Source organism: Chryseobacterium sp. SIMBA_038 (assembly GCF_046535115.1).
In the GTDB taxonomy this organism is placed as follows: domain Bacteria; phylum Bacteroidota; class Bacteroidia; order Flavobacteriales; family Weeksellaceae; genus Chryseobacterium.
The window spans coordinates 481,932-504,082 of sequence record NZ_JAWRXH010000001.1 but is presented as its reverse complement, the minus strand read 5'-3'; the positions used below and the strand labels follow the sequence as shown (position 1 = coordinate 504,082).

General features: G+C 33.1%; 23 protein-coding genes. 9 read left to right on the top strand and 14 right to left on the bottom strand.

Annotated features, from left to right (window positions below):
• Nucleotides 1-80: 80 nt before the first annotated feature.
• Entirely contained in the window at nt 81-1,532 is a 1,452-nt protein-coding gene (locus tag SB689_RS02270) for a PLP-dependent aminotransferase family protein (RefSeq protein ID WP_410690504.1), read from the top strand.
• A gap of 18 nt (nt 1,533-1,550) precedes the next feature.
• Here the strand turns inward: SB689_RS02270 and SB689_RS02265 are convergent, their stop codons facing one another.
• The gene (locus SB689_RS02265) at nt 1,551-2,687 is read right to left on the bottom strand and encodes an Atu1372/SO_1960 family protein (RefSeq protein ID WP_410690503.1); all 1,137 of its coding nucleotides are present in this window, start codon (nt 2,685-2,687) and stop codon (nt 1,551-1,553) included.
• A gap of 69 nt (nt 2,688-2,756) precedes the next feature.
• Between SB689_RS02265 and SB689_RS02260 the strand changes: the two genes are divergently transcribed.
• On the top strand, nt 2,757-3,557 hold the full coding sequence (locus tag SB689_RS02260; protein ID WP_410690502.1) for an AraC family transcriptional regulator: 801 nt from the start codon (nt 2,757-2,759) through the stop codon (nt 3,555-3,557).
• Nucleotides 3,558-3,619: 62 nt separating this feature from the next.
• On the opposite strand, the gene SB689_RS02255 is transcribed toward SB689_RS02260, so the two are convergent.
• The 4 genes from SB689_RS02255 to SB689_RS02240 form a co-directional block, all read right to left on the bottom strand.
• A complete protein-coding gene (locus SB689_RS02255; RefSeq protein WP_410690500.1) occupies nt 3,620-4,120 on the bottom strand; it encodes a CinA family protein in 501 nt (166 codons plus the stop codon).
• Nucleotides 4,121-4,243: 123 nt separating this feature from the next.
• Nucleotides 4,244-4,561: a hypothetical protein gene (locus SB689_RS02250; RefSeq protein WP_410690499.1), complete on the bottom strand. Its 318-nt coding sequence runs from the start codon at nt 4,559-4,561 to the stop codon at nt 4,244-4,246.
• 359 nt (nt 4,562-4,920) lie between these two features.
• The gene (locus SB689_RS02245; RefSeq protein ID WP_410690497.1) at nt 4,921-5,535 is read right to left on the bottom strand and encodes a Crp/Fnr family transcriptional regulator; all 615 of its coding nucleotides are present in this window, start codon (nt 5,533-5,535) and stop codon (nt 4,921-4,923) included.
• 225 nt (nt 5,536-5,760) lie between these two features.
• On the bottom strand, nt 5,761-6,645 hold the full coding sequence (locus SB689_RS02240; protein WP_410690496.1) for a DMT family transporter: 885 nt from the start codon (nt 6,643-6,645) through the stop codon (nt 5,761-5,763).
• A 97-nt stretch (nt 6,646-6,742) separates the two neighbouring features.
• Here SB689_RS02240 and SB689_RS02235 point away from each other — a divergent pair, with 97 nt between their 5' ends.
• Nucleotides 6,743-8,155 carry a PLP-dependent aminotransferase family protein gene (locus tag SB689_RS02235; protein ID WP_410690495.1) on the top strand — a complete coding sequence of 471 codons (1,413 nt, stop codon included), beginning with the start codon at nt 6,743-6,745 and terminating at the stop codon, nt 8,153-8,155.
• Nucleotides 8,156-8,236: 81 nt separating this feature from the next.
• Here the strand turns inward: SB689_RS02235 and SB689_RS02230 are convergent, their stop codons facing one another.
• The 5 genes from SB689_RS02230 to SB689_RS02210 all read right to left on the bottom strand — a co-directional run bounded on the left by SB689_RS02230 (nt 8,237) and on the right by SB689_RS02210 (nt 11,751).
• Nucleotides 8,237-8,833: a Crp/Fnr family transcriptional regulator gene (locus SB689_RS02230; RefSeq protein WP_410690494.1), complete on the bottom strand. Its 597-nt coding sequence runs from the start codon at nt 8,831-8,833 to the stop codon at nt 8,237-8,239.
• Nucleotides 8,833-9,210 (bottom strand): bacillithiol system redox-active protein YtxJ, encoded by a 378-nt coding sequence (gene ytxJ, locus SB689_RS02225; RefSeq protein ID WP_410690492.1) that lies wholly within the window; start codon nt 9,208-9,210, stop codon nt 8,833-8,835. Before ytxJ ends, SB689_RS02230 begins: the two co-directional genes overlap by 1 nt.
• Nucleotides 9,207-9,668 (bottom strand): DUF1569 domain-containing protein, encoded by a 462-nt coding sequence (locus SB689_RS02220; protein ID WP_410690491.1) that lies wholly within the window; start codon nt 9,666-9,668, stop codon nt 9,207-9,209. The genes ytxJ and SB689_RS02220 overlap by 4 nt, the downstream gene beginning before the upstream one ends.
• Nucleotides 9,662-10,198, bottom strand: coding sequence for a YfiT family bacillithiol transferase (locus SB689_RS02215; RefSeq protein WP_066758676.1), 537 nt, complete (start codon nt 10,196-10,198; stop codon nt 9,662-9,664). The genes SB689_RS02220 and SB689_RS02215 overlap by 7 nt, the downstream gene beginning before the upstream one ends.
• A 410-nt stretch (nt 10,199-10,608) precedes the next feature.
• Entirely contained in the window at nt 10,609-11,751 is a 1,143-nt protein-coding gene (locus SB689_RS02210) for a DEAD/DEAH box helicase (protein WP_410690490.1), read from the bottom strand.
• A 396-nt stretch (nt 11,752-12,147) separates the two neighbouring features.
• On the opposite strand from SB689_RS02210, the gene pncA reads away from it, so the two are divergent.
• On the top strand, nt 12,148-12,753 hold the full coding sequence (gene pncA, locus SB689_RS02205; RefSeq protein WP_410690489.1) for a bifunctional nicotinamidase/pyrazinamidase: 606 nt from the start codon (nt 12,148-12,150) through the stop codon (nt 12,751-12,753).
• Nucleotides 12,754-12,864: 111 nt separating this feature from the next.
• On the opposite strand, the gene SB689_RS02200 is transcribed toward pncA, so the two are convergent.
• Nucleotides 12,865-13,803, bottom strand: a complete 939-nt coding sequence (locus SB689_RS02200; RefSeq protein ID WP_410691279.1) for a pseudouridine synthase — start codon at nt 13,801-13,803, stop codon at nt 12,865-12,867.
• 430 nt (nt 13,804-14,233) lie between these two features.
• On the opposite strand from SB689_RS02200, the gene aroB reads away from it, so the two are divergent.
• The 5 genes from aroB (at nt 14,234) to SB689_RS02175 (ending at nt 19,357) form a co-directional block, all read left to right on the top strand.
• Nucleotides 14,234-15,280, top strand: a complete 1,047-nt coding sequence (gene aroB / locus SB689_RS02195; protein WP_410690488.1) for a 3-dehydroquinate synthase — start codon at nt 14,234-14,236, stop codon at nt 15,278-15,280.
• Between the two features lie 274 nt (nt 15,281-15,554).
• Nucleotides 15,555-16,190, top strand: coding sequence for a porin family protein (locus SB689_RS02190; RefSeq protein WP_066758682.1), 636 nt, complete (start codon nt 15,555-15,557; stop codon nt 16,188-16,190).
• A gap of 241 nt (nt 16,191-16,431) precedes the next feature.
• Entirely contained in the window at nt 16,432-17,013 is a 582-nt protein-coding gene (locus tag SB689_RS02185) for a porin family protein (RefSeq protein ID WP_410690487.1), read from the top strand.
• A gap of 319 nt (nt 17,014-17,332) precedes the next feature.
• Complete coding sequence (locus tag SB689_RS02180; protein ID WP_410690486.1) at nt 17,333-17,914, top strand: porin family protein; 582 nt, start codon at nt 17,333-17,335, stop codon at nt 17,912-17,914.
• 732 nt (nt 17,915-18,646) lie between these two features.
• Nucleotides 18,647-19,357 carry a porin family protein gene (locus SB689_RS02175; protein ID WP_410690485.1) on the top strand — a complete coding sequence of 237 codons (711 nt, stop codon included), beginning with the start codon at nt 18,647-18,649 and terminating at the stop codon, nt 19,355-19,357.
• Nucleotides 19,358-19,436: 79 nt separating this feature from the next.
• Here SB689_RS02175 and purF read toward each other — a convergent pair whose 3' ends face one another.
• The 3 genes from purF to purC form a co-directional block, all read right to left on the bottom strand.
• Nucleotides 19,437-20,936, bottom strand: a complete 1,500-nt coding sequence (gene purF / locus SB689_RS02170) for an amidophosphoribosyltransferase (protein ID WP_410690484.1) — start codon at nt 20,934-20,936, stop codon at nt 19,437-19,439.
• Nucleotides 20,937-21,000: 64 nt separating this feature from the next.
• The gene (locus SB689_RS02165) at nt 21,001-21,360 is read right to left on the bottom strand and encodes a four helix bundle protein (protein WP_410690483.1); all 360 of its coding nucleotides are present in this window, start codon (nt 21,358-21,360) and stop codon (nt 21,001-21,003) included.
• Between the two features lie 37 nt (nt 21,361-21,397).
• Complete coding sequence (purC, locus tag SB689_RS02160; protein ID WP_066758692.1) at nt 21,398-22,117, bottom strand: phosphoribosylaminoimidazolesuccinocarboxamide synthase; 720 nt, start codon at nt 22,115-22,117, stop codon at nt 21,398-21,400.
• Nucleotides 22,118-22,151 lie beyond the last annotated feature (34 nt).

The window sequence follows — 22,151 nt, the reverse complement described above, 5'->3', positions numbered from 1 at the left end:
TGTTGTTTTATTGTGATACAAAATTATTTTATATTTGGACTGTTTAAATGATTCAGTTTTTACATAAATAGGTAGTCCAGATGTTACGTCCATGGAAATTAGAATTTGAGATCGATAAAAAACTTGATAAAGCAGTCTATTTACAGATCGCCGATACGATTATTGGAGATATACAATCAGGCAGGTTACAATCTGGAGTTGCCCTTCCCGGAAGCCGTAATTTGGCATTATTGCTAAAAATCAACAGAAATACGGTCGTAGAAGCTTACCAGGTTTTAATTAATGAAGAATGGGTGATTTCAAAAGAGAGAAAAGGGATTTTTGTATCGGATCAATTGCCTGTTTTAAAGGCAAGATTCAATAAAAATGAATCAGAAGATGAATACAAAACTGAAATTAATAATGGCTTACTGATCAATTTTGATGACGGACATCCCGACAGTAAAATCGCTCCGGTTGCCGAATTGGCCCGTGCCTACCGCCAGATATTTAACAGAAAAGCAAAATGGCAAATGATGGGCTACAGCAGTGAACATGGTGATCTTGAATTCAGAAAAGCGATTTCTCAAATGCTTAATCATCAGCGTGGAATGCATCATAATGAACATGATATTTCTATTACCCGAGGAAGCCAAATGGCGATGTTTTTAACGGCTCAGAGTCTATTTAGTAATGGTGATTGTGTAATCGTAGAAAATCCGGGATATCAACCTGCGTGGAATGCTTTCGAATATGCAGGAGCAAAATTATTACCTATTTCCGTAGACGAAGACGGAATTATTGTAGAAGATATTACTCAGCTTTTAAAGACAAATAAAAATATAAAAGCAATTTATTTAACTCCTCACAGACAATATCCTACAACGGTTACTTTAAGTTTGGCTAGAAGATTAAAATTAATTGAATTATCAAACGAATATAACTTTACGATCATTGAAGATGATTACGATAATGAGTTTCATTTCGGCTACCGTCCTATCCTGCCAATTTCCAGTTTTCCAGAATTAAAAAACAGTGTTTATGTTGGAACAATGAGTAAAGTAGTTGCTCCGGCTTTGAGGATTGGATATTTGGTGACCAAAAATCAGGAATTATTAAAGAAAATCGGTGATTTGCGGAAAATAATTGATGTACAAGGCGATGTGATTATGGAACAGGCCGTTTTACAATTAATCAAAGATGGGGCTGTGAAAAAGCATATTAAGAAAGCAACAATTCACTATAAAAATAAAAGAGATTTTGTGTACGCACTTTTGGAAAAGCATTTGAAAAATACTGCAGATTTTACATTACCGGAAGGAGGTCTTGCTTTCTGGATCGTTCCTAAAGTAAAATTAAATTGGGATATCGTAACTAATTTATTATTAGACAAAAATATTAAAATAATTCACCCTGAACAATTTAGTTTTAATGAAGTCGTAAACGGCTTTAGATTAAGCTATGGTTCTATTTCCGAAGAACAATTGGAACAGAGTATAAAAATAATTGCAGGAATTTTTAATGATCAAATTCCTGCAATTGGTATTTCTTAATTTTATGTTTTAACTTAATTATTCAACCTCAAAAATAGCCTGTATTTCCACAGAAGAATTCACGGGAATTGATGAAGTGCCTAATGTTGCTCTTGCATGCTTTCCTTTATCTCCAAAAACCTCAACGGTAAGATCGGATGCGACGTTCATCAAATCGGCATGTTTTGTATAATCATCTTTGGTATTGAAAATCCCAGTCAACTGTACACATTGTCTTACTTTGCTTAGATCTCCGCCAACAGCTTCATTTAAGACTGATAAAACATTCAGCATCGTTGCTCTTGTAGCATCTTTTACCTGTTGTTCATTCACATCAACACCTAATTTTCCAGGATTTAAGATTTTTCCGTCTTTCAAAGCAACCTGATTGATGAAAACCAAATTTCCTGAGCGCACAAAGGGCTTATAATTTCCTGCAGGTTTTGGAACCTGAGGAAGAGTAATATTTTTTTGTTTCAACGTTTCATTAAAATTAACAGACTTTTCAATCGTGGTCATTGCTTTTTTAGTAAATGTTCCCTTTAAAGCTAGCGCCACTTTTGCGAAATTTTTTCCTTGAAGTTCGGCAAGATTTCTTTCGTCTTTTGTAGGTCTTTCAAAATCTTTCAAAGAAGCCATGCTTGTTACTCCCAACACCGTGTTTCCTTGCGGAATCGCTTTATTAATGCTTTCTGTCCCACGAATTCCGTTAGAAACCATAACCATTCCGTGAACGGTAAGACTGTTCCAAAAAGCCTGCAAAGCCAATTCTTTTCCGGCTCCGCTTCCCGCAGACATGAAAACCGTTGCCGGCATTCCTTCCAGCGAGTGGTTGGTCCAAAGATTGACTGTTTTAGATAAGAATTCGCTCATTCCGGTGCTGATATTTCCGAAATAAACGGGTGAACCGAAAGCAATTCCGTCATACGTTGGAAGCTCCTCCACTGTTGCAACAGGGATGTCTTTTAATTTTTGATTTTGAGATGTTTTTACCTGCTTTATAATTGCCGTTGCATTTTTATCGCTTTCAATTCCTTTGGCGATTTCTTTGGCCAGTTCATACGTTCCGCCATTGTCTGAATGGATCAAAACCAATACTTTAGCTTTATCTTGTGCCATGATGTTTGTGATTTTTAGTAATAAGAGTAATACAAAAAGAGAACCTAATTTTTTCATTCTGAATAAGATATATTTTTATAATACAAATTTAGTAATGACGTTTTTATTAAATTTGCCAAAAACTTTATGCAGAACGACAAATTGAAATGCGGTTTGACTGAACAAAAAGAAAGTCATTTTATCGATACCATCGAGAAAGAAGCCTATGTTTGGTGCGAAGAAAATTGGAAACATGACGATTATGAGCATACCCACAAGCGCGCCCAGTTAACGTATGTGGAAGAAGGCTACCAGTATTTTCATATTGATCAGAAGATCTATCTGGTTCCTCAAAATCATGTAATCTGGATTCCTTCGGGTAAACCTCATCGTATTACTTCAGAAGCGAAAACGGTAAAATTGATGCTTTTTTTGTTTAATTCTTCCTTTAAAGAAGATTTTTATGAACATGTTCAAGTGTTTGCGATTCCTCCCGTTTTGCGGGAAATGCTTTTATATGCCTCAAAATGGAACAAAATTTTAACTGAAGATGATGAACAGGATATATTTTTTAAAGCTATTTTAAAAAGCCTTCCTCACTTTTGTAAGGAAAGCAATTATTTGGAGATTCCTGTTCCGACTGATGTCCGATTGATTCCTGTTTGCAACTATATCAATTCAAATTTTAAATATAATCTGAATATTGATCTTTTAGCCGAAAAAGCACAAATGTCGGTAAGAAGTTTACAGCGGATTTTCAAACATGAAACGGGAATTACACTCCAAAAATATTTACAATTGATAAGAATTCTAAAAAGCGTTGAATTAATTGATATGAAACAGTTTACACTGAGTGAAATTGGGTTTAAAGTTGGTTATCAGAGTCTTTCTGCGTTTACATCTTCTTATTTTTCAATTATGAAATCGAAGCCGAATAGTAAAAAATAAAACCATAAAATACATTATGGTTTTATCATTAATTCAAATATAGTAGGATAGTTAAGTGGTCATTATTTTAGGATTAATAATTGATTCATTTCGCTTTTAAAGCATCCTAAAATAAACTCGGTGTAATATAATTGAGCATTCAGGGCTTGTGTTTTGGGGTGTAATTCTAATTTTTTAGTCAGAACAATTTCACCTTTATATGAAAATGAAAAATAAGCGAAAATTTTATATAATGAATTGCGTATTGGCGTACAGTAGCCTGTTGTGGCAATTGACCAGTCGGATTCAAAGAGTTTTGCGACATTTAAAGCCATAGTTTCTGCTATGTTTTCTGAGACGCAATCGCATTCTTCAGCTTCATCTGAATCAATGCTTAATAATCTTACTTTTTCGGGTAAAGTGTAAGCTGTCATTCCGCCTTTATAGAACAATGAGGCGTTTGGCATTTGTGAAAAAGCAAGTTGAAGGCACCCAGAAGTTACGCTTTCTACAACTGAAATAGACTCATTAACGCTCATTAATGAACGACTGATATACTCGAGTAGGTTTTGTTGAAATTTCATAGTAATTAAGGTTTAAGTGATTTATATTGGTGTTTTAATTTAAAATTTTAATGAGAATCAACTCATTTTTGGGAACCTTTACTTTTTAATTTCTTTTTATGCTTAGTGTTTTATTAATTATTTTTAATCACAAATTTTCATGAATTTTTCAAAATAATGCAGATCATTTTTTTTCCTGATTGAAAGATAAAAAAGAATCTGTTCCGGCTCATGTTTTCCGATATTGCCAACATCATCAAATTGTGCAATCAAAGCTCTGATATCTTCTGTTTTTCCTTCGCTTTCTGAAACTACAAATAATAAAAATATCGTGTCTTTTATTTCTTTTGCGTAAATAATAGCGTGACTTTCGAACCAATTTCCGTTATTTATAATTTTAATAAAATGACTTGCTTCCAGTGATTTTAATATTTTCTGATGATCCATTTTTTCAGTATTCATGGTTAAAACAAATCAGATAGATCTTTACATAATCGGTGTTTTTAGAGTAATTTGAGTCCTCTATTTTATATCAAAATTGATGATAATTCTACACTTCAATTTATGCTATTATATTTCACTTTTTTATGACTTGGGTCATGTTCTTAATGAACTTATTTAAACTTTTATTAACCACAAAAGATACAAAAGACAAAACATTAGTATTTTAAGCTAATTAATAAACCGCAAATAAGAACACATTAGTTCTAAAAATCTTTGATTTTTATTCTTTTGAGAACTTTGTTTTCTAATAGTTGGATAAAAGTCAGTTATTCGAATAACTTTTGTCCCTTTTGTGGTTAATAAAAGTTTAAATAGGCTCAATATAATATTTTTCGGTTTACGATTTTAAGGAGACTCTCTTTTTCCATCCTTTTCAGAACTCTAATAACCGTTTCTACACGCAATCCGGTTAAATTAGCTATCTGCTGTCTCGTGAGTTCTATGTGAAAACAGTGCTGACAATCATCTTCGTAATAGCTTTTTAAATACTCCATTAATCCTTTTAATCTTAAGATAGGATTGGTAGAAGACATATTTTGCGTCATTAAAATTTTATAATAAAGTCTTTGCGAAAGGCAGGCATTCATTCCTAAAGATATTTCGGGATGTATTCTTAATAATTCCAGGAAGCTGTGCTTGGGAACTCTTATGATTTTGGAACTTTCCAGACAGATGGCATTGATGGGGTAAAACTTCTCCAAAAAAAGCATAGAATCTCCAAAACTCTGATTTTTTCCAAAAATATTCTGGATAAATTCTTTACCGTCACCATTGTAATTATTCAGTTTTACTTTCCCTTCCTCAATCTGAAAATAATAAAGTGCATGGTCTCCTTCTCTGAAAATTATTTCTCCTTTTTTATACTCTTTAGTTTCTCCACTAAAGGTGCGAAGAAGCTCCATATCAATGTTCATACAGCTTATGGTTTTCATATGTACTAGTTTTAAGTCTCTTAGTTTCTATTGTAGAATTTACGCCAATTTTTTATCAATCAATAATTATTTTTTTGTCAAACAAATTTTAAACCATATTTGATGTTTTCTCTTAAAAAATTCACAAAATGATACAATTAACCCCATTTAAGTGTATAAATGGGGTTGATTTGTAGTTGAATTAAGCTTTTGGAAGCGTATAATTAATTATTTTAATGAAATATTCTATTTCGCGAACTTTTTTGTACCCGCTACACAAAGGATAACTCCAATGGTAACACCCAACATTCCAGTGCTTACAGGTTCGTGAAGAAAATATGCGGCCAATGCCAATCCGAAAAACGGCTGTAATAATTGTAACTGACCGACCGTTGTAATTCCGCCCTGAGCCAAACCTTTGTACCAGAATATAAAGCCGATAAACATGCTGAACAAGGCAATATAAGCCAACCCAAGCCATCCTCCGGTGGTTACAGTCTCAATATTATTAGGAAAATAGATGAAAAATAAAGGAATCATTAAAGGTAAAGCTAGAATCAAAGCCCAAGAAATTACCTGCCATCCGCCCAAGGTTTTTGAAAGTTTAGCACCTTCAGCATATCCCAATCCACATAAAACTACAGCTGCCAACATTAAAATATCGCCAATCGGAGAAGCCGAAATTCCTTGAGAAATGGCAAAACCAATCACCAAAAGACTTCCAATAATTGAGAAAAGCCAAAATACAGGATGCGGTCTTTCTCCTCCTCTAATTACTCCGAAAATTGCTGTCATTAAAGGCAACATTCCTAAAAATACAATAGAATGAGCCGATGTCACATATTGTAAAGCCAATGCCGAAAGCAAAGGAAAACCAATCACACAACCTATCGATACTAAAGCTAAAGGAAATAACTGATTTTTAGTTGGTCGTTTTTCTTTATAAATTAAAAGTACAATTAAAGCAAGTAAACCTGCGATTGCTGCACGGGCAATTGTTACAAAAATCGGACTCATATCATACACTGCCAGTTTGGTTGCAGGCATAGAACCGCTGAACAAAAGAACTCCTATGAAACCGTTGATCCAGCCGTTAACTGTTTGATCTTTTGATATTGTGTTTGTCATCATTTTATTTTTGGTTTTATTTAATGTGTCAAAATTATAGAAGTTAATTCAGTAAGCACAGTCTCAGTTTTGTATATTTGCATGAGCACAGTTAGAAAATATGAATAAAGAATTTTTATATACAGAAATCGCCAACGGAATTGCTTCTCAGATCAGAAACGGAGTTTTAAAAGCCGGAGATAAACTTCCGTCAGTAAGAATTTTATGTAAAGAACATCAAATCAGCATGAATACGGCAAAACGTGTCTTTCTGGAATTGGAGTCGATGTCTTTAATAGAATCTAAGCCACAGTCCGGATATTTTGTAAGTCAGTTACTTTCAATTAAACTTCCGCTTCCCGAAGTGAGCCGACCGTCTTTGATCGCCAATAATAACGAACCCAATGAGCTGATTAGCAAGGTTTATGAAAATATGGGTAAAAATAATCTTACGCTTTTTTCTATTGCGATTCCGTCTGGAGATTTGCTTCCTCAGGCTAAACTTAAAAAAGAAATCATCAATGCAACAAGAGAATTAAAATCCGGTGGCGCTGAATATGAAGAACTTCAGGGAAATTTAAAGTTAAGAAGAATGATCGCCCTAAGATCATTGTCTTGGGGCGGAAATTTTAATGAAAATGATGTTGTGACCACAAACGGCGGAATGAATGCTCTATCTTTTTGTTTGATGGCTTTGGGAAAGCCGGGAGATACGATTGCCATTGAAAGTCCGTGTTATCCGGGGATTTTACAATTAGCTGCAGGTTTTGGATTGAAAGTTTTAGAATTGCCCACCCACCCTGCTCACGGGATTGAAATTGAAGCTTTAAAAGAGGTAATTCCTAAAATTGATATCTGTTTATTAATTCCCAATTTCAATACGCCATTGGGAAGCTGTATGTCTGATGAAAACAAAAAAGAAGTCGTAAAACTTCTCGCAGAAAATAATATTCCTTTGATTGAAGATGATGTTTATGGAGATCTTTATTTTGGACAGAACCGTCCGAAATGCTGTAAATCTTTTGATAAAGAAGGAAATGTCTTGTATTGCAGTTCAATTTCAAAAACATTGGCACCGGGTTATCGCGTTGGATGGATTGTTCCCGGAAAATATAAAGAGAAAATTTTAAAGCTAAAACTACTCCATTCTACTTCATCAATATCGATTGTAAATGAAGCCGTTGCTAATTTTTTAAAGACCGGAAGATACGAGAAACATCTTCAGCAGATTCGAAAAACCCTGCAAAATAACTATCAAAATTATGTCCAAACCATCGCAGAATCTTTTCCTGAAGGTACAAAAACCAGCCGGCCACAGGGCGGACTTTCTCTTTGGGTAGAATTTGATAAAAAAATTAGAACAACAGAATTGTATGATCTTGCAATAAAAGAAAATATAAGTATTGCGCCCGGAAGAATGTTTACGCTACAGGATCAGTTTGAAAATTGTATGCGACTTTGTATTGGTTTGCCTTGGTCGGAAGATATTCAATTAAAATTAAGGCAAATTGGAAGTTTAGCGAAGAGAATTTAATAGTTAGGAAGATGGATGCAGGAAGTTGGAAGTTAAATACTCCAAAAACTTCGAGCTTCTAACTTCCCTCTTCCAGCTAAATTATTTATTATCCGGAACGAAATTTTTCCTAGCCAATTCCTTTCTTACACGGCTTAAGCTTTCAGGAGTGATTCCCAAATAGGAAGCGATCATCCATTGTGGAACTCGCAGTAACAAATCAGGATACATTTTGATGAATTTCATGTATCTTTCTTCTGCGGTTTCTCCCAATAAAGAATTGATTCTGTCTTGAAGACTTTTGATATGTTTTTGAACTAAAACATCACTTTTTCCAAGACTGCTCGGGAATTCACCTACCAATTTACTGATGAAGTCAGGATGTAATAAAAGTACCTCGCAATCTTCAATAGCTTCTATATAGTAAATTGATTTTTCATTGAAATAAAGACTGCTTCTATCAGAAATCAGCCAGCTTTCAGGAGCGAATTGTATAATGTGTTCTTTTCCGTTTTTATCGATAGAATACATCTTCAAAAGGCCTTTTTCTACAAAGTAAATGTGTCTACAAACCTCTCCGTATTGTAAAATAAATTGATTTTTCTGAATTTTCTTTACTTCATAGTGCAGGCTGCACATATTCACTTTTTCAAGCGGAACATTTAAAACTTTAGATAAATAATTATTAATATTTTTCATTAGAGGATCTGGCTTAAAGATATATCCTGATGCGAAGCATTGCTAATTGCTTTTCCGTTTTCTATGACGATAAATTGCGGACTTTCATGTCTTACTCCCAAATCTTCTGCTATTTTATTGGAGATAGGTCTGTAAGCCAACAAATCTAAGAAATACAAATCTACTTTTTCATCGGTATTTTCTATTTCTTTTTCAAAGTTTTTCAATACAGTTTTACTGATAAAACAACTCGTCGAATGTTTGAATATCCCAATCTTATGCTGAGAAGAATTTTCAATAGCCTTTTTTAAATCTTCCTCAGATTCTATCTTGTTCCAAAAAGATTTTTCTTCTTGTTTTTCTTCTTTTCCGCCAAATATTTTATCAAAAAAACTCATACATTAAATTGTTTAAGGTGATGATTAAGATGTTTATACTCTAAAAACCCCCAGTCTTTCTCCTTCATTTTACCAAAAAGTCTGTGCTGATGAGCTAGTTTATGGTTTTCAAATGCATACCAATAATCATCCAGTGTTTTCAGGAGACTTTTCTTTACTTCATCAAAATCACATTCAAAATTAACGATTAGTTTTTGAAAAGTAGGCATGTTTCGGGGAATTCCGTTATTAAAAATTTGCATTTCGAATTTTGTAAGAATGCCTACAGCTGAAAACAAAATATTAATTTCCGGAAGAATGATTTTCTGTAAAGCAACCTGAAGAACGAGATCACAATGTCTCAGCATTTGGGCACCAGACATTTGCCCCCATTTTCTGGGAGAATTTTCGTCAAGATTAGAAATTCTATTAATAATTTCCTCAAAATAAATCCGATTATGAAGACTCTTTTTTACCAACCTTTTTCTTTCTTCAAATTTTCAATATGAGCAAAATGATGGTTGCAGTGCCAGACATACAGAGCAAGGTAATTTCTCAGATCGTAATTTTGGTTTTGTTCAGGATGATGAAAAGTTCTTTCAAACTGTTTATTGGTAAGAGTTTTAAGCAATGCAGCCCACCTTTGATGCGTTCCTTTTATCATTCTCATTGCGGGTTTTATCGGCATATTTACGCTGTCCTGAAGTTCTGCCCATTTCGCTTCATCGTAAGGTCTGATGGTTGGATTGTCTTCCGTTAATGCCAATTTAAGACGGATAAAACTGTTGATATGGCTGTCTGCGATGTGATTCACAAGCTGTCTTACCGTCCAGCCACCTTCTCTGTAAGGAGTATCTAGTTGGTCGTCAGAAAGATCTTCTATTAATTTTTTAAGCTTTTCGGGGAAGTTTTTGATGACTTTGATATATTCATCAAGTTTGATATCACAGATGTTCTCAGGCTGTTGGTACTCGCCTATTGGAAACCTTTTCTGTTCTAAATTGCTCATTCTATTAGTTTTAATTTTTAATTTTGCCGTTTTGTCCGATCATTAATTTTTTGGACAGTTTCTGAATTTTGCCGTTTGCTAATTTATCAAAAATTCGAGAATTTAAAATGAAAAAAGCGTTAATTGTATTTATTACAATTAATAAAGTAAGAATCCATAATTTACTTTAGTAAATGCCTTTAATCACAAAAGAAACAAAAGCTTTTTGGATATCTAACCAATTTTTAATTATCAGAAAACAGAAGTTCTCAAAAGAATAAAAATCAAAGATTTTTAAGCTAATGTGTTCTTGCTTGCAGTTTGTTAATTAGCTTAAAATACTAGTGTGCTGATCTTTTGTACCTTTTTTGGTTAAAATAAAAAGCTCCAATTCTATTAAAATTGAAGCTCTTATTATTTAAATTAAAGGATTAATAACCATGTAAATTAATACCTTCTGTTCTTTGTAAAGTCACTTTCTTGCCCATTTTCTTTTGAATAACTCTGAAATGCTGCAATTCGTCATCCGTCAGAATATTAATTGCAGTTCCTTTTTCGCCTGCACGACCCGTTCTACCAATTCTGTGAATATAATCTAAAGGCGAGCGTGGAAGTTCGTAATTGATAACACAAGGCAAAGATTCAATGTGAATACCACGACCGATTAAGTCTGTAGCAACCAAAATTTGCGCACCATTTACCTTAAATTCTTCCAAATTATTTCTACGAGCACCCTGCGATTTCTGACTGTGAATCGCTACTGCTTTAATTTTATTTTTCTTTAGTTTTTCAACCAAATTATCTGCAGATTTTGTAGAGGAAACAAAAATCAATGCTTTTTCAACCTTCTTTTCTTTAATTAAATAACGCAAGAATGGACCTTTATTTTCCGGAGAAACATGATAAGCCAATTGCTCGATATTATCAATTTCAACTTCTTCTTTTTTGATCTCAATTAATGTCGGATTGATTGATAAACGCTCCTTCATTTCAGAAACTTTATCATCTAAAGTCGCAGAAAACAAAGTCGTCTGCTTCATAACAGGCATTTGAGCGAAAAGTTTATTCATTTCTTCTCCAAAACCTAACTGAAACATTTTGTCTGCCTCATCAATCACCAAATGTTGGATTCCTGAGATGCTCAACGCTTTATGATCGATCAAATCTAATAAACGACCAGGTGTTGCAATAAGAACTTCTACCCCAAACATTCCTTTCATCTGCGGATTGATGGAAACGCCGCCATAAACAGCCATTGTACGAATCTCACGCTTTAAATTGTCTGTAAAAGCTCTGAAAACTTCATCAATCTGAATCGCCAATTCACGTGTAGGAACCAATATTAAAACCTGAATATTACGGTCTTTCTTAACCTCTGCATTTTGTAGTTTTTCTAAAATAGGCATCACAAAACAAGCCGTTTTTCCGGAACCTGTCTGCGCAATTCCCATCAGATCTTTTCCCTGCAAAATAACAGGTATCGCCTGCTCCTGAATTGGAAACGGCTTTAAATACCCTAATTTTTTAACAGAATGAATAATATTGTGTGATAATCCTAACGATTCAAATGACATAAAAATACTTATTTGCTGCAAAGATAAGCTATTGGTATTTGTTTTATATCCCGAAAGTGAAATAGTGATTGTTTTTATAATTAAACAAAGATGTTGTTTTGTTGGAGAATCGCAAAGACGCAAAGGTTTTTAATCTTGACACTGCTTTAAGGCACAAGAAAATCGAAGATTTTCATCTATAACGGGACAAATTTTATCGAAGATAAAATCCTTGCGTCTTACAACAGCATTTTTTCATCAACCTTTGCGTCTTTGCGATTGATAACCTTTATTGTATCCATAAAATCTCAGTCAAAAATTATTAATCTAAATGCCGTTTTGTCCGATAATTAATCTTTGGACAATTTTTTGAATAGTAGTTTTTATATATTTATCAAAAATTCGAGAAATCTAAATATGAAAAAAGCGTTAATAATAGTAGATGTACAGAATGATTTTTGTGAAGGCGGTGCATTGGCAGTTCCTGGAGCTAACGAGGTTATTCCTTACATCAATCTTCTGATGGAAGAAAATGAATACGATCAAATTGTTCTTACTCAGGATTGGCATCCTGCAAATCATAAAAGTTTCGCAAGCAACAACGGACAAAAAGTTGGGGAAAGCATTATTTTGAATGGTGTTCCACAGTTTATGTGGCCGGATCATTGTATTCAGGGGACTTTTGGAGCAGAATTTCATAAAGATCTGAACAGAGATAAAGTAACTCACATTATTCAAAAAGGAAAAAATACTGAAATTGATGCTTACAGCGGTTTTCAGGACAATAATCACTTTATGAAAACCGGTTTGGATGACTTCTTAAAATATCACGAAATTCAATTATTGGAAATTGTAGGTTTAGCAATGGATTATTGCGTGAAATTTACATGTACTGATGCTGTAGCCAACGGATATGTAACTTGTCTGCATTTCAACGGAACGCGTGCTGTAAACGTAAAACCGGATAATGCAAGAGATGCTATTTTCGAAATGCTTCAGAAAGGAGTAACTGTTTTGGGATAGTCTTTAAAATACACATATTGTCATTCTAAATGACAAACTAATTGCTAAAAAAAGACGTTGAAAATTAATTCAACGTCTTTTTTATTTTTAAAAACTTAAAATTTAGCTTAATTAAAGCATTTTCAAGTTATTCACTTCTAATTCTGTAAGAATTCTCCAGTGTCCTCTTTTGATATTCTTCTTCGTTAATCCGGCAAATGTTACTCTGTCAAGAGCTTCAACTTCATATCCTAATCTTTGGAAGATTCTTCTGATAACACGGTTCCATCCGATGTGGATTTCAATTCCGATCTCATTTTTAGGCTTACCTTCAATGAATGAAATTTGATCAACTGTAGCAATTCCTTCATCCAAACGAATCCCTTCAACGATCAGTTTCATATCTTCATTGGTTAATTTTTTATCCAACGTTACGTGATAGATTTTTTTCGCGTCAAAAGATGGGTGCGTTAGTTTCTTCGTCATGTGTCCGTCATTTGTTAAAAGAATAACACCCGTTGTAGAACGGTCTAATCTTCCAACTGGGAAAACACGGTACGGAGAAGCATTTGCCACAAGATCCATTACTGTTTTTCTTGCTTTATCGTCTTTTGTAGTAGAAATATAACCTTTTGGCTTGTTTAATAGTACATAAACTGGTTTTTCTGGAGTAATGTTTTGTCCGTCGAAAACTACTTTATCAGTTTTTTCAACCTGGTAACCCATTTCAGTTACTACTTTCCCGTTTACTTCAACTAAGCCCTGAACAATCAGATCATCAGCTTCTCTTCTGCTACAAATCCCTGAGTTTGCGATATATTTATTAAGACGAATGGTATCTTTATGGATATCCTTTTCAATCTTATTTAATCTTCTTTTCTGTACAAAAGATTTTGCTCTGTCTTCATCTCTGTCGCTTCCGGTAGAAGGTCTCTTACCGTACTTTAAGCTGCCTCTTTCGTATTTACCTCTTTTGTTGTCTTTGGCATCAGGATCTCTTGGCCCACCTCTTTTAGAAACAGGTTTACCACCAAATGTTTTTCTTTCTCTGCCTTCGTTTTGTGAAGTAATGTAAGGCTCTCTGCCAGGTTTTGAGCTGCGATCTTCATCACCACGGCTTTCAAAATTTGTATCACCTCTCCTAGAATCAGGTTTGTTGAAAGATCTAGAGTCGGTATCTCTATCACTTCTGCTGAAAGGCTTTTTCTCAAATTTTGAATTGCCATTTTCATCTCTATCTTTTTGGCCAAAACTCTTGTCACTACTTTTAGAAAAAGGTTTTTTGAAAGGTTTTGATTCTGAAGAATTTCCAGATTTAGGAGCGCGAGAACTTCCGGAATTTCTTGTTGAAACTCTTGGTCTTTTAGGTTTTCCTGAATTATTATTGTCTCTGCTCATGCTAAAATATTTTTGCAAAGATAGTAATTTAGTTACGAGTTAAAAATTAAGAATCATAACTTTGCAATATAGTTTCACTATTAACGTTATAGAAATTCTGAAAATGATAACAATATTAAACGATAATTTTTCTCAATTAAACGACTTTTTACACGAAAAATCATTCAGCAAAATCTTTATTTTAGTTGATGAAAATACACATGAATACTGTCTTCCCGTTCTTTTGGGCAATATGGAAACCGATCTTGGATTTGAAATTCTGGAGATTGAAGCGGGCGAAGAAATGAAAAATATTCAGACTGCCAATCAGCTTTGGGAAATTCTGACAGAAATGAAAGCCGACAGAAAAGCGCTTGTCATCAACCTTGGAGGCGGTGTTATTACGGATATGGGAGGTTTTGTAGCTTCTACCTATAAAAGAGGAGTTCAGTTTATTAATATTCCGACTACTCTTTTATCGATGTGTGACGCTTCTATTGGCGGAAAAACGGGAATCGATCTGATGCACTATAAAAATATGGTAGGAACTTTCAGCTTTCCTGAACAGATTTTTGTGTATCCTAAATTCTTAGAAACTCTTCCTTCTAAAGAATTAAGAAGTGGTTTCGCAGAAATGCTTAAACACGGATTAATCGCAGATAAAAAGCATTGGGACAATCTTATTCAGATCCATAAATTAGATATAGAAGGAATTATTCCACATATTCAAACTTCTATGGATATTAAACAAGATGTTGTAGAAAAAGATTTTCATGAAAAAAATGTCAGAAAAACACTGAATTTTGGTCATACTATCGGTCATGCGATTGAAAGTTTATGCTTGGAACAGGGAAATCCTATTTTACACGGTGAAGCTGTTGCAATGGGAATGATTTCAGAAGCACATCTTTCGTATCTTGAAGGTTTGATTTCAGAAGATGATTCAAAAATTATTATTGAAAATGTTCAAAGATATTATCCTTATTTAGATATAAGTGATTTTAAAGATGAAGACATTTTCTCTTTATTATTGAATGATAAAAAGAATGCTGACAGTAAAATCAACTTCTCATTAGTCTCAGGAATCGGGGAATGTACTTATGATTATCAATGCAGCCAGAAAAATATCGTTGAATCCTTGAATTTCTACAGACAATTGGACAGTATTTAATTAAAATTCCAAAAAATTTCAAGCAAAATAATCCGGTTTTAGAAATTTGTGTCAATTTATTTGATTTGCAATCAAATGTTTGTTTAATCTTTTAATTAATTGATTTTTAAATATTTAATCGCAATGTTGCTCGTTTTTCAGGCGATATTTTTACTGACTTTTGTCATGTTTGTCAGTTTTGGCAAGCAATTTGAAAGATACTCTGCGTCAACGTAAAAATTGACAGTAGTAAAATTTAAAATTAAGAATAGTAAAATATTAAAAAATTAAAGTTATGAAAAAGTTAATTTTAGGATTAGCAGTAACTGCAAGTTCACTAGCATTCGCACAAACAACTACAGCTACGGCTTCATCTTCAAACCCAGTTACATTTGGTGTTAAAGGAGGAATGAACGTTTCTTCTGCAACTAAAGGATCTGGTCTTGATGACAACAAATCAAAAATCGGTTTTAACGCAGGTGTATTTGCTAATATTCCAATTGCAAGTTCTTTCAGCATTCAGCCAGAGGTTATTTATAGCCAATATGGTAACAAAACTGAATATACTGTACTTGGTAACAAATACTCTACTTCTAGCCATTTAGATTATGTTGCAGTACCGGTAATGTTTCAGTACAACGCTTTACCAAACCTTTATTTAGAGGCTGGACCAGAATTTGGTTTGATGGTAAGTGCTAAAAACAAAATCAAAAACGAAACAAACGGAAATTCAACTACAAGTGATAACTATAAGGATGATTTAAATACATTCAACGTAGGTATAGGTATTGGAGCTGGATATTATTTCACACCAAACTTCGGAGTTACAGCTAGATATGTTGCTGGTTTAACGGATATCGTTAAAGATAACCCTGGAGATGCAATTAGAAATAATGTATTCCAAGTAGGATTGGCTTATAAATTCAAATAAGCTTTCTTAACATTCAGATAACAAATTTTAATTCAATATAAAGTCAGATCGTAAGGTCTGACTTTTTTTGATTTTTAGCTGATTAATAATAAATCGAATACCAATATAAAATGTAATCGTTAAAATATCATGTTATTTTTATTGATTTTAAACTCAATTAATATTTTTTGGCAAGAAATTTGCATATTCGGGATTATTAAACGAACAAATCAATAATAAAAAATTAACTAAACAAAAAACTATGAAAAAATTATTCTTAGGATTAGCAGTTGCAGCAAGTTCAATCGCATTTGCTCAAGAAAAAGCGCCATCTTCTTCTCCACTTAAATTAGGAGTTAAAGCAGGTCTTAACGTTGCTACTATTTCTGGTGGTGATTCTAAAGCTAAAGCAGGATTTTATGGAGGTTTATTTTTGAATGCTCCAATTGCATCAAATTTCAGCCTTCAACCGGAAGTTTTATATAACGGTGTTGGCGCAAAAGCAGACGGTCTTGAAGATCTTAAAGTAAATTTAAGCTACATTTCAGTTCCTGTAATGTTCCAATATAACGCAACTCCGGAATTTTATCTTGAAGCTGGACCTCAATTCAGTTTCTTAATAGATTCTAAATTCAAATATCAGTCTGTATCAGTAAAAGCTAATGATTATATCAAAGGTTTTGATTTCGGTATTGGTATCGGAGCTGGTTATTACTTCACTCCAAATATCGGTGTTAATGCAAGATATGTTGCAGGTGTTACAGATATAGGAAAAGAAGTTGCAGGTGAACAGCCAGAAGGAAAAAACAATGTTTTCCAGGTAGGTCTTGCATACAAGTTCTAACAGATATTGATTTTAATAAAAAAGGGTCAGGTTATTTTTTAGCCTGACCTTTTTTTGTCTTTATATTTTTACAAATTATCGCCTAGAAAAAAATATATGCTCTGAAATATTAGTGTTTATAAAATTAATTAATAATTCTTAATTCTTTATAGTAACTATGTTAATTAATTAAAATTTAAATAAAAATAACATTATTTAACTATTTGATTTTCAGTTATTTGAATTTTATTTTGGTATAAGCTTTGCTAATGAGAGAGAAAGTCAGACTTCAGAACTAACAGTCTGAAAATATAACAAGTAAGTAAAATTAAAACAAATTATGAAGAAATTAATTTTAGGATTAGCAATTACCGCAAGCTCTTTAGCATTTGCACAAACTACAACAAAAGAAATAATCAAATCTTCCTCGCCTGTTACATTTGGTATAAAAGGAGGAGCAAATTTCACACCTCGCCCATCAGGTGATTTTATAGAAAATCCAAAGGGCAAAGTGGGATTTTATGCAGGTGGATTTGTCAATATCCCACTTTCTGAGCATTTTAGTATTCAACCAGAAGTATTATATACTATGACGGGAACTAAGGCTACAAATCGTTATTCAACTTTTTCAGAGTCTTATACAACTACAAGTCATTTGTTAACAATACCGGTAATGCTTCAGTATAATTTTACCCCTAAATTTTATTTAGAAGCAGGCCCACAAGCGACTATCTTGTTGAGTCAAAATACAAAAAGTATTATAGATAACACTTCTCATGTAGACCATTTTAAATCTAAAAATGCTTTTCAGGCTAATCTTGCTATAGGTGCAGGTTATAATATCACCCCAAATCTCGGGATCAATGCAAGATATGTTACTGATAATGGTTTACAAGTTGGTTTGTCTTATAAATTCAAATAAAGAAAAATTTATAATATACTAAATAATTAAAATTACACTTTATAAAAATAATAATTACAGATGTTTTAATTATTCAATTAAACAAATTAATGCATTTTTAATTAAAAATAATTATTTAAATTGCTGATTTACAATGTTTTAAATATTATTTTGGCATGTAATTTGAAAACAATTGAAATATAAATTAGGTTTAGCTCATAAACTTGGTCTATAAAATAAAAGTGATAGATTAGATTTCAAAGAGAGTCAGGATTATTATGATCTTGGCTCTTTTATTTAGCCGGAATCGTCGAAAATTTAAATTAATCCTAAACTATTTCTTAAGTTTAAACTTTTTTAGGATCATAATTTTTGATAATTAAAGGAGCTTATCATACAAATTCAAGTAAATATTTGATCATTGAGTAACAAGGAAGGTCAAATTTTTCCTACTAATCATCATTTTTAATTTTTAAATAATATAAATTTCAACACTTAATGAAATAAATTTTAATATCATAAACTTAATTAATTTGATGTAAAAATTAATATAAAATTCATATTTGATTACGAAATTTCAATTTATTATGTTAAAATTTAGTTTATTTTCAATTTTAAGAATCCCTTCTACAGGGCATCTATGACAGGTTAAACGTGTAAATTTTCAGTTTTGGCAAGCAATTTGCAAATTACTGAACGTCCGGTTGAAAAATCAGACTGAGAAAGTAAAGTAAAATTTAAAAATAAACAATTATGAAAAAGTTATTTCTAGGACTAGCAGTAGTCGCTGGTTCACTAGCATTTGCTCAAGAAACAAAAACTACTCCTACAGTAACTACTGTGAACAATGATAAAGGGCCAATAAGAGTTGGTATTAAAGCAGGAGGAAACACAGCATCTTTCAATGATCAGGATGTGAGTCTGGATAATCAAAAATTAGGATTCCATGCGGGTGTACTTGTTAATATTCCATTATCTAAAAAGTTTGCAATTCAACCAGAGGTTTTATATAATCAGTTAGGTGCAAAAAGTGTACTTTCTTCTACTGAAGTTACTACAGGAGCAACTACTGTAAAAACAAAAGATGATTATTCTACAACGCTGAATTATATTTCAGTTCCGTTGATGCTTCAAATGAGACCTACTGAGAACTTTTATATAGAAGCAGGTCCGGAATTCAGTTATTTTATTGACGGAAAAAATAAAGGTTCAAGAACAATTGAATCTACAACAGGAGGTGTTACAACAACTCAGGCTTCATCAACATCTGAAGACATTAATAAAGATGATATCAAGAAATTTAATGTTGGTTTAGGTCTTGGTTTAGGGTACGATTTCACTCATAATTTAGGAATCAACGCGAGATACGTAAACAGTTTAACTAATATTGATGCAAACCCTGTAAAAGGAGTTGATGCAACAACCAACAGAGTTTTCCAATTAGGATTAAACTACAAATTCTAGAACAAATTTTAATATATCAATAGAAAAAGGTCAGACTAAATTATTAGTCTGACCTTTTCATTTATCAATTTATTTAAGCTTAATTAAATAGCTCTATTTCTTCTCCTTTCGCAACAGGATATTCTTCTGTAAAACATCCGAAGCAATGGTTGGAAGACCCTAAAATTTCTTTCAGGTTGTCTGTACTTAAAAATTCTAGAGAGTCAACACCCAGATAAACTCTAAGTTCTTCAGTCGTCATATTGGCAGAGATCAAATCATCTTTCGAAGGTGTATCGATCCCCAAATAACAAGGAGCGATAATTGGCGGAGAAACACTTCTGAAGTGAATTTCCTTTACACCAGCTTCTTTCAGGATCTTAACCAATCTTTTAGAAGTCGTTCCACGAACGATAGAGTCGTCAATAATGACTACTCTTTTGCCTTTGATTTCAGAAATAATCGGATTCAATTTCAGGTTCACTACCCTTTCTCTCATTTCCTGAGTCGGTACGATGAAACTTCTTCCAATGTATCTGTTTTTAATTAAAACAGGACGGAAAGGTATTCCAGAAGCCTTAGAAAAACCAATCGCCGCCGGAACTCCCGAATCAGGAACTCCAATTACGATATCTGCTTCTACAGGAGCCTGTTCCCAGATCTTTTCACCAGATTTTTCTCTGATTTCGTAAACGTTGATATTCTCTAAAGTAGAGTCTGGTCTTGCAAAATAAATGTACTCAAAAGAACAGATTCTCTGCTTTCCTCTTTCTTCATTTACCATTGAAGAATTCAGCTTTCCAGGTTCGTTTTCATTGGTGTAAATGATCTCTCCCGGTAAAATATCACGAACATATTGAGCGCCAACAGCGTCTAAAGCTACAGATTCTGAAGCAACAACATATGTTTTTTCGTCCACTGCACCTAAAACTAAAGGTCTGATTCCGTTGAAATCTCTGAATGCAAAGAATTTATTTCTCGTCATCCCAACAACAGAATACGCACCTTCTATTTTTTCCATGGTTGCTTTGATAGCGCCACGAAGTCCTAGATCAAGATTTTTTTGAATTAATCTTAAAATAACCTCAGAATCCGAAGTTGCTCTGAAAACAACGCCTTCAGCTTCTAATTCTGTTTTTAATTCTCTCGCATTGGTTAAGTTACCGTTGTGAGCGATAGAAAGTATAATCTGATCATATTCGTTTTTGGCGAAAAATGGCTGAAAATTATATTTCTTTTTGTCTCCTGCCGTCGTGTAACGTGTGTGCCCGATTGCAGAATTTCCCATAAAAGCTTCAGGATCCTGGATCTCTTTATAAACATCCAAAACCAAACCTTCATCCTTCATGTTGGTGATTTTTCCGTCCTTAAGAACAGAAATACCGCAAGCTTCCTGACCTCTGTGCTGTAAAGCAAAAAGCCCGAATTGTGAAAGAGAAAACGTATCAAGATCGTTGTCAGAATACATTCCGAAGATACCGCACTCCTCGTTCGGAGCATCCAGTCTTTCTTCTTCCTGCGTTCTGAAAAGATTTCTACCGTAGGTTTGAGTTTCAAACTGTTTTAAATATTCACTTTTATGAATGTCTAAACTTTTCATTTCTATTTTTTCTAAATTAGAAGTTAGATATTAGATGTTAGAAATTAGTCTAAGTTAACTTCAATTATAATTTTAAACTTGTCTTTAATGAATAAATCATTTTCTGTATCTCAGTTAAAAGTGCTTTTAAAGGAACTATTTTAGTTTCAGAAATAAAATTTAAATCTACCAATAATTGTAACTGAGTTTGCAATTCATAAGTTGAACCAAACGCAATTCCAAGAAATTGATAAAATTCGTTTTTATTATTTCTTCCTGCTCCTTCTGCAATATTAGACGGTATTGAAACTGCACATCTTCTAATTTGAGACAGTAAACCAAATTTTTCTTCACTTGGTAATTCTGCGGTAACCAAATAAACTTCTTTTACTAAAGCCATTGATTTACTCCAAACTTTAAGATCTTCTATCCGGTGCGATTTCATACTAACCTCTAATATCTAACTTCTAACTTCTCAAACTTTACTTACCTAGTAAAGTTTTCAGTCTGTTGTAGATCTCAACGTAAGCTTCAGTTACTTCTCCAAGATCTCTTCTGAATCTGTCTTTATCTAATTTTTTCATTGTATCCTTATCCCAAAGTCTGCAAGTATCTGGAGAAATTTCGTCTGCCAAGATGATCTCTCCGTCAGAAGTTTTACCTAATTCAATTTTGAAGTCAACAAGGATAATATTCATTTTATCGAAAAGATCGATTAGGATTTCGTTGATGTCAGAAGTTAATTCATACATTTCATCAAGCTCTTCATACGTAGCTGCACCTAAGAAAACTGCGTGGTGATCGTTGATAAGCGGATCTCCCAATTCGTCCTTTTTGTAGCAGATATCGAAGATTGTAACCGGAGATTTAATTCCTTCTTCAACTCCTAATCTTTGAGCCATACTTCCTGCAGAATAGTTTCTTACAACCATTTCCAAAGGAATAATAGATACTTTTTTTACCAACTGCTCTCTTTCGTCCAATTGCTTAATGAAATGAGTTTTGATCCCTTTTTCATTTAAATATTCAAAAATCAAAGTTGTGATGGCATTGTTCATTTCACCTTTCAAATCCACAGATCCTCTTTTTTGAGCATTAAATGCAGTCGCATCGTCTTTGAAACGTACAACTACCTGATCCGGATTATCAGTTGCAAATACTTGTTTTGCCTTACCCTCGTACAACATTTCTTTCTTTTCCATTTTTCTAAATGTCTTATTAGTTAGATTTATATTT

Coding starts and splice junctions, on each gene's coding strand:
- SB689_RS02235 (WP_410690495.1), top strand. CDS start 6,743: ATGAATAAAGAATTTTTATATACAGAAATCGCCAACGGAATTGCTTCT.
- SB689_RS02175 (WP_410690485.1), top strand. CDS start 18,647: ATGAAAAAGTTATTTCTAGGACTAGCAGTAGTCGCTGGTTCACTAGCA.
- SB689_RS02180 (WP_410690486.1), top strand. CDS start 17,333: ATGAAGAAATTAATTTTAGGATTAGCAATTACCGCAAGCTCTTTAGCA.
- SB689_RS02230 (WP_410690494.1), bottom strand. CDS start 8,833: ATGAAAAATATTAATAATTATTTATCTAAAGTTTTAAATGTTCCGCTT.
- purC (WP_066758692.1), bottom strand. CDS start 22,117: ATGGAAAAGAAAGAAATGTTGTACGAGGGTAAGGCAAAACAAGTATTT.
- pncA (WP_410690489.1), top strand. CDS start 12,148: ATGAAAAAAGCGTTAATAATAGTAGATGTACAGAATGATTTTTGTGAA.
- SB689_RS02190 (WP_066758682.1), top strand. CDS start 15,555: ATGAAAAAGTTAATTTTAGGATTAGCAGTAACTGCAAGTTCACTAGCA.
- SB689_RS02265 (WP_410690503.1), bottom strand. CDS start 2,687: ATGAAAAAATTAGGTTCTCTTTTTGTATTACTCTTATTACTAAAAATC.
- SB689_RS02255 (WP_410690500.1), bottom strand. CDS start 4,120: ATGAAATTTCAACAAAACCTACTCGAGTATATCAGTCGTTCATTAATG.
- SB689_RS02245 (WP_410690497.1), bottom strand. CDS start 5,535: ATGAAAACCATAAGCTGTATGAACATTGATATGGAGCTTCTTCGCACC.
- ytxJ (WP_410690492.1), bottom strand. CDS start 9,210: ATGAGTTTTTTTGATAAAATATTTGGCGGAAAAGAAGAAAAACAAGAA.
- SB689_RS02185 (WP_410690487.1), top strand. CDS start 16,432: ATGAAAAAATTATTCTTAGGATTAGCAGTTGCAGCAAGTTCAATCGCA.
- SB689_RS02250 (WP_410690499.1), bottom strand. CDS start 4,561: ATGAATACTGAAAAAATGGATCATCAGAAAATATTAAAATCACTGGAA.
- SB689_RS02260 (WP_410690502.1), top strand. CDS start 2,757: ATGCAGAACGACAAATTGAAATGCGGTTTGACTGAACAAAAAGAAAGT.
- purF (WP_410690484.1), bottom strand. CDS start 20,936: ATGAAAAGTTTAGACATTCATAAAAGTGAATATTTAAAACAGTTTGAA.
- SB689_RS02210 (WP_410690490.1), bottom strand. CDS start 11,751: ATGTCATTTGAATCGTTAGGATTATCACACAATATTATTCATTCTGTT.
- SB689_RS02240 (WP_410690496.1), bottom strand. CDS start 6,645: ATGATGACAAACACAATATCAAAAGATCAAACAGTTAACGGCTGGATC.
- SB689_RS02165 (WP_410690483.1), bottom strand. CDS start 21,360: ATGAAATCGCACCGGATAGAAGATCTTAAAGTTTGGAGTAAATCAATG.
- aroB (WP_410690488.1), top strand. CDS start 14,234: ATGATAACAATATTAAACGATAATTTTTCTCAATTAAACGACTTTTTA.
- SB689_RS02270 (WP_410690504.1), top strand. CDS start 81: ATGTTACGTCCATGGAAATTAGAATTTGAGATCGATAAAAAACTTGAT.
- SB689_RS02215 (WP_066758676.1), bottom strand. CDS start 10,198: ATGAGCAATTTAGAACAGAAAAGGTTTCCAATAGGCGAGTACCAACAG.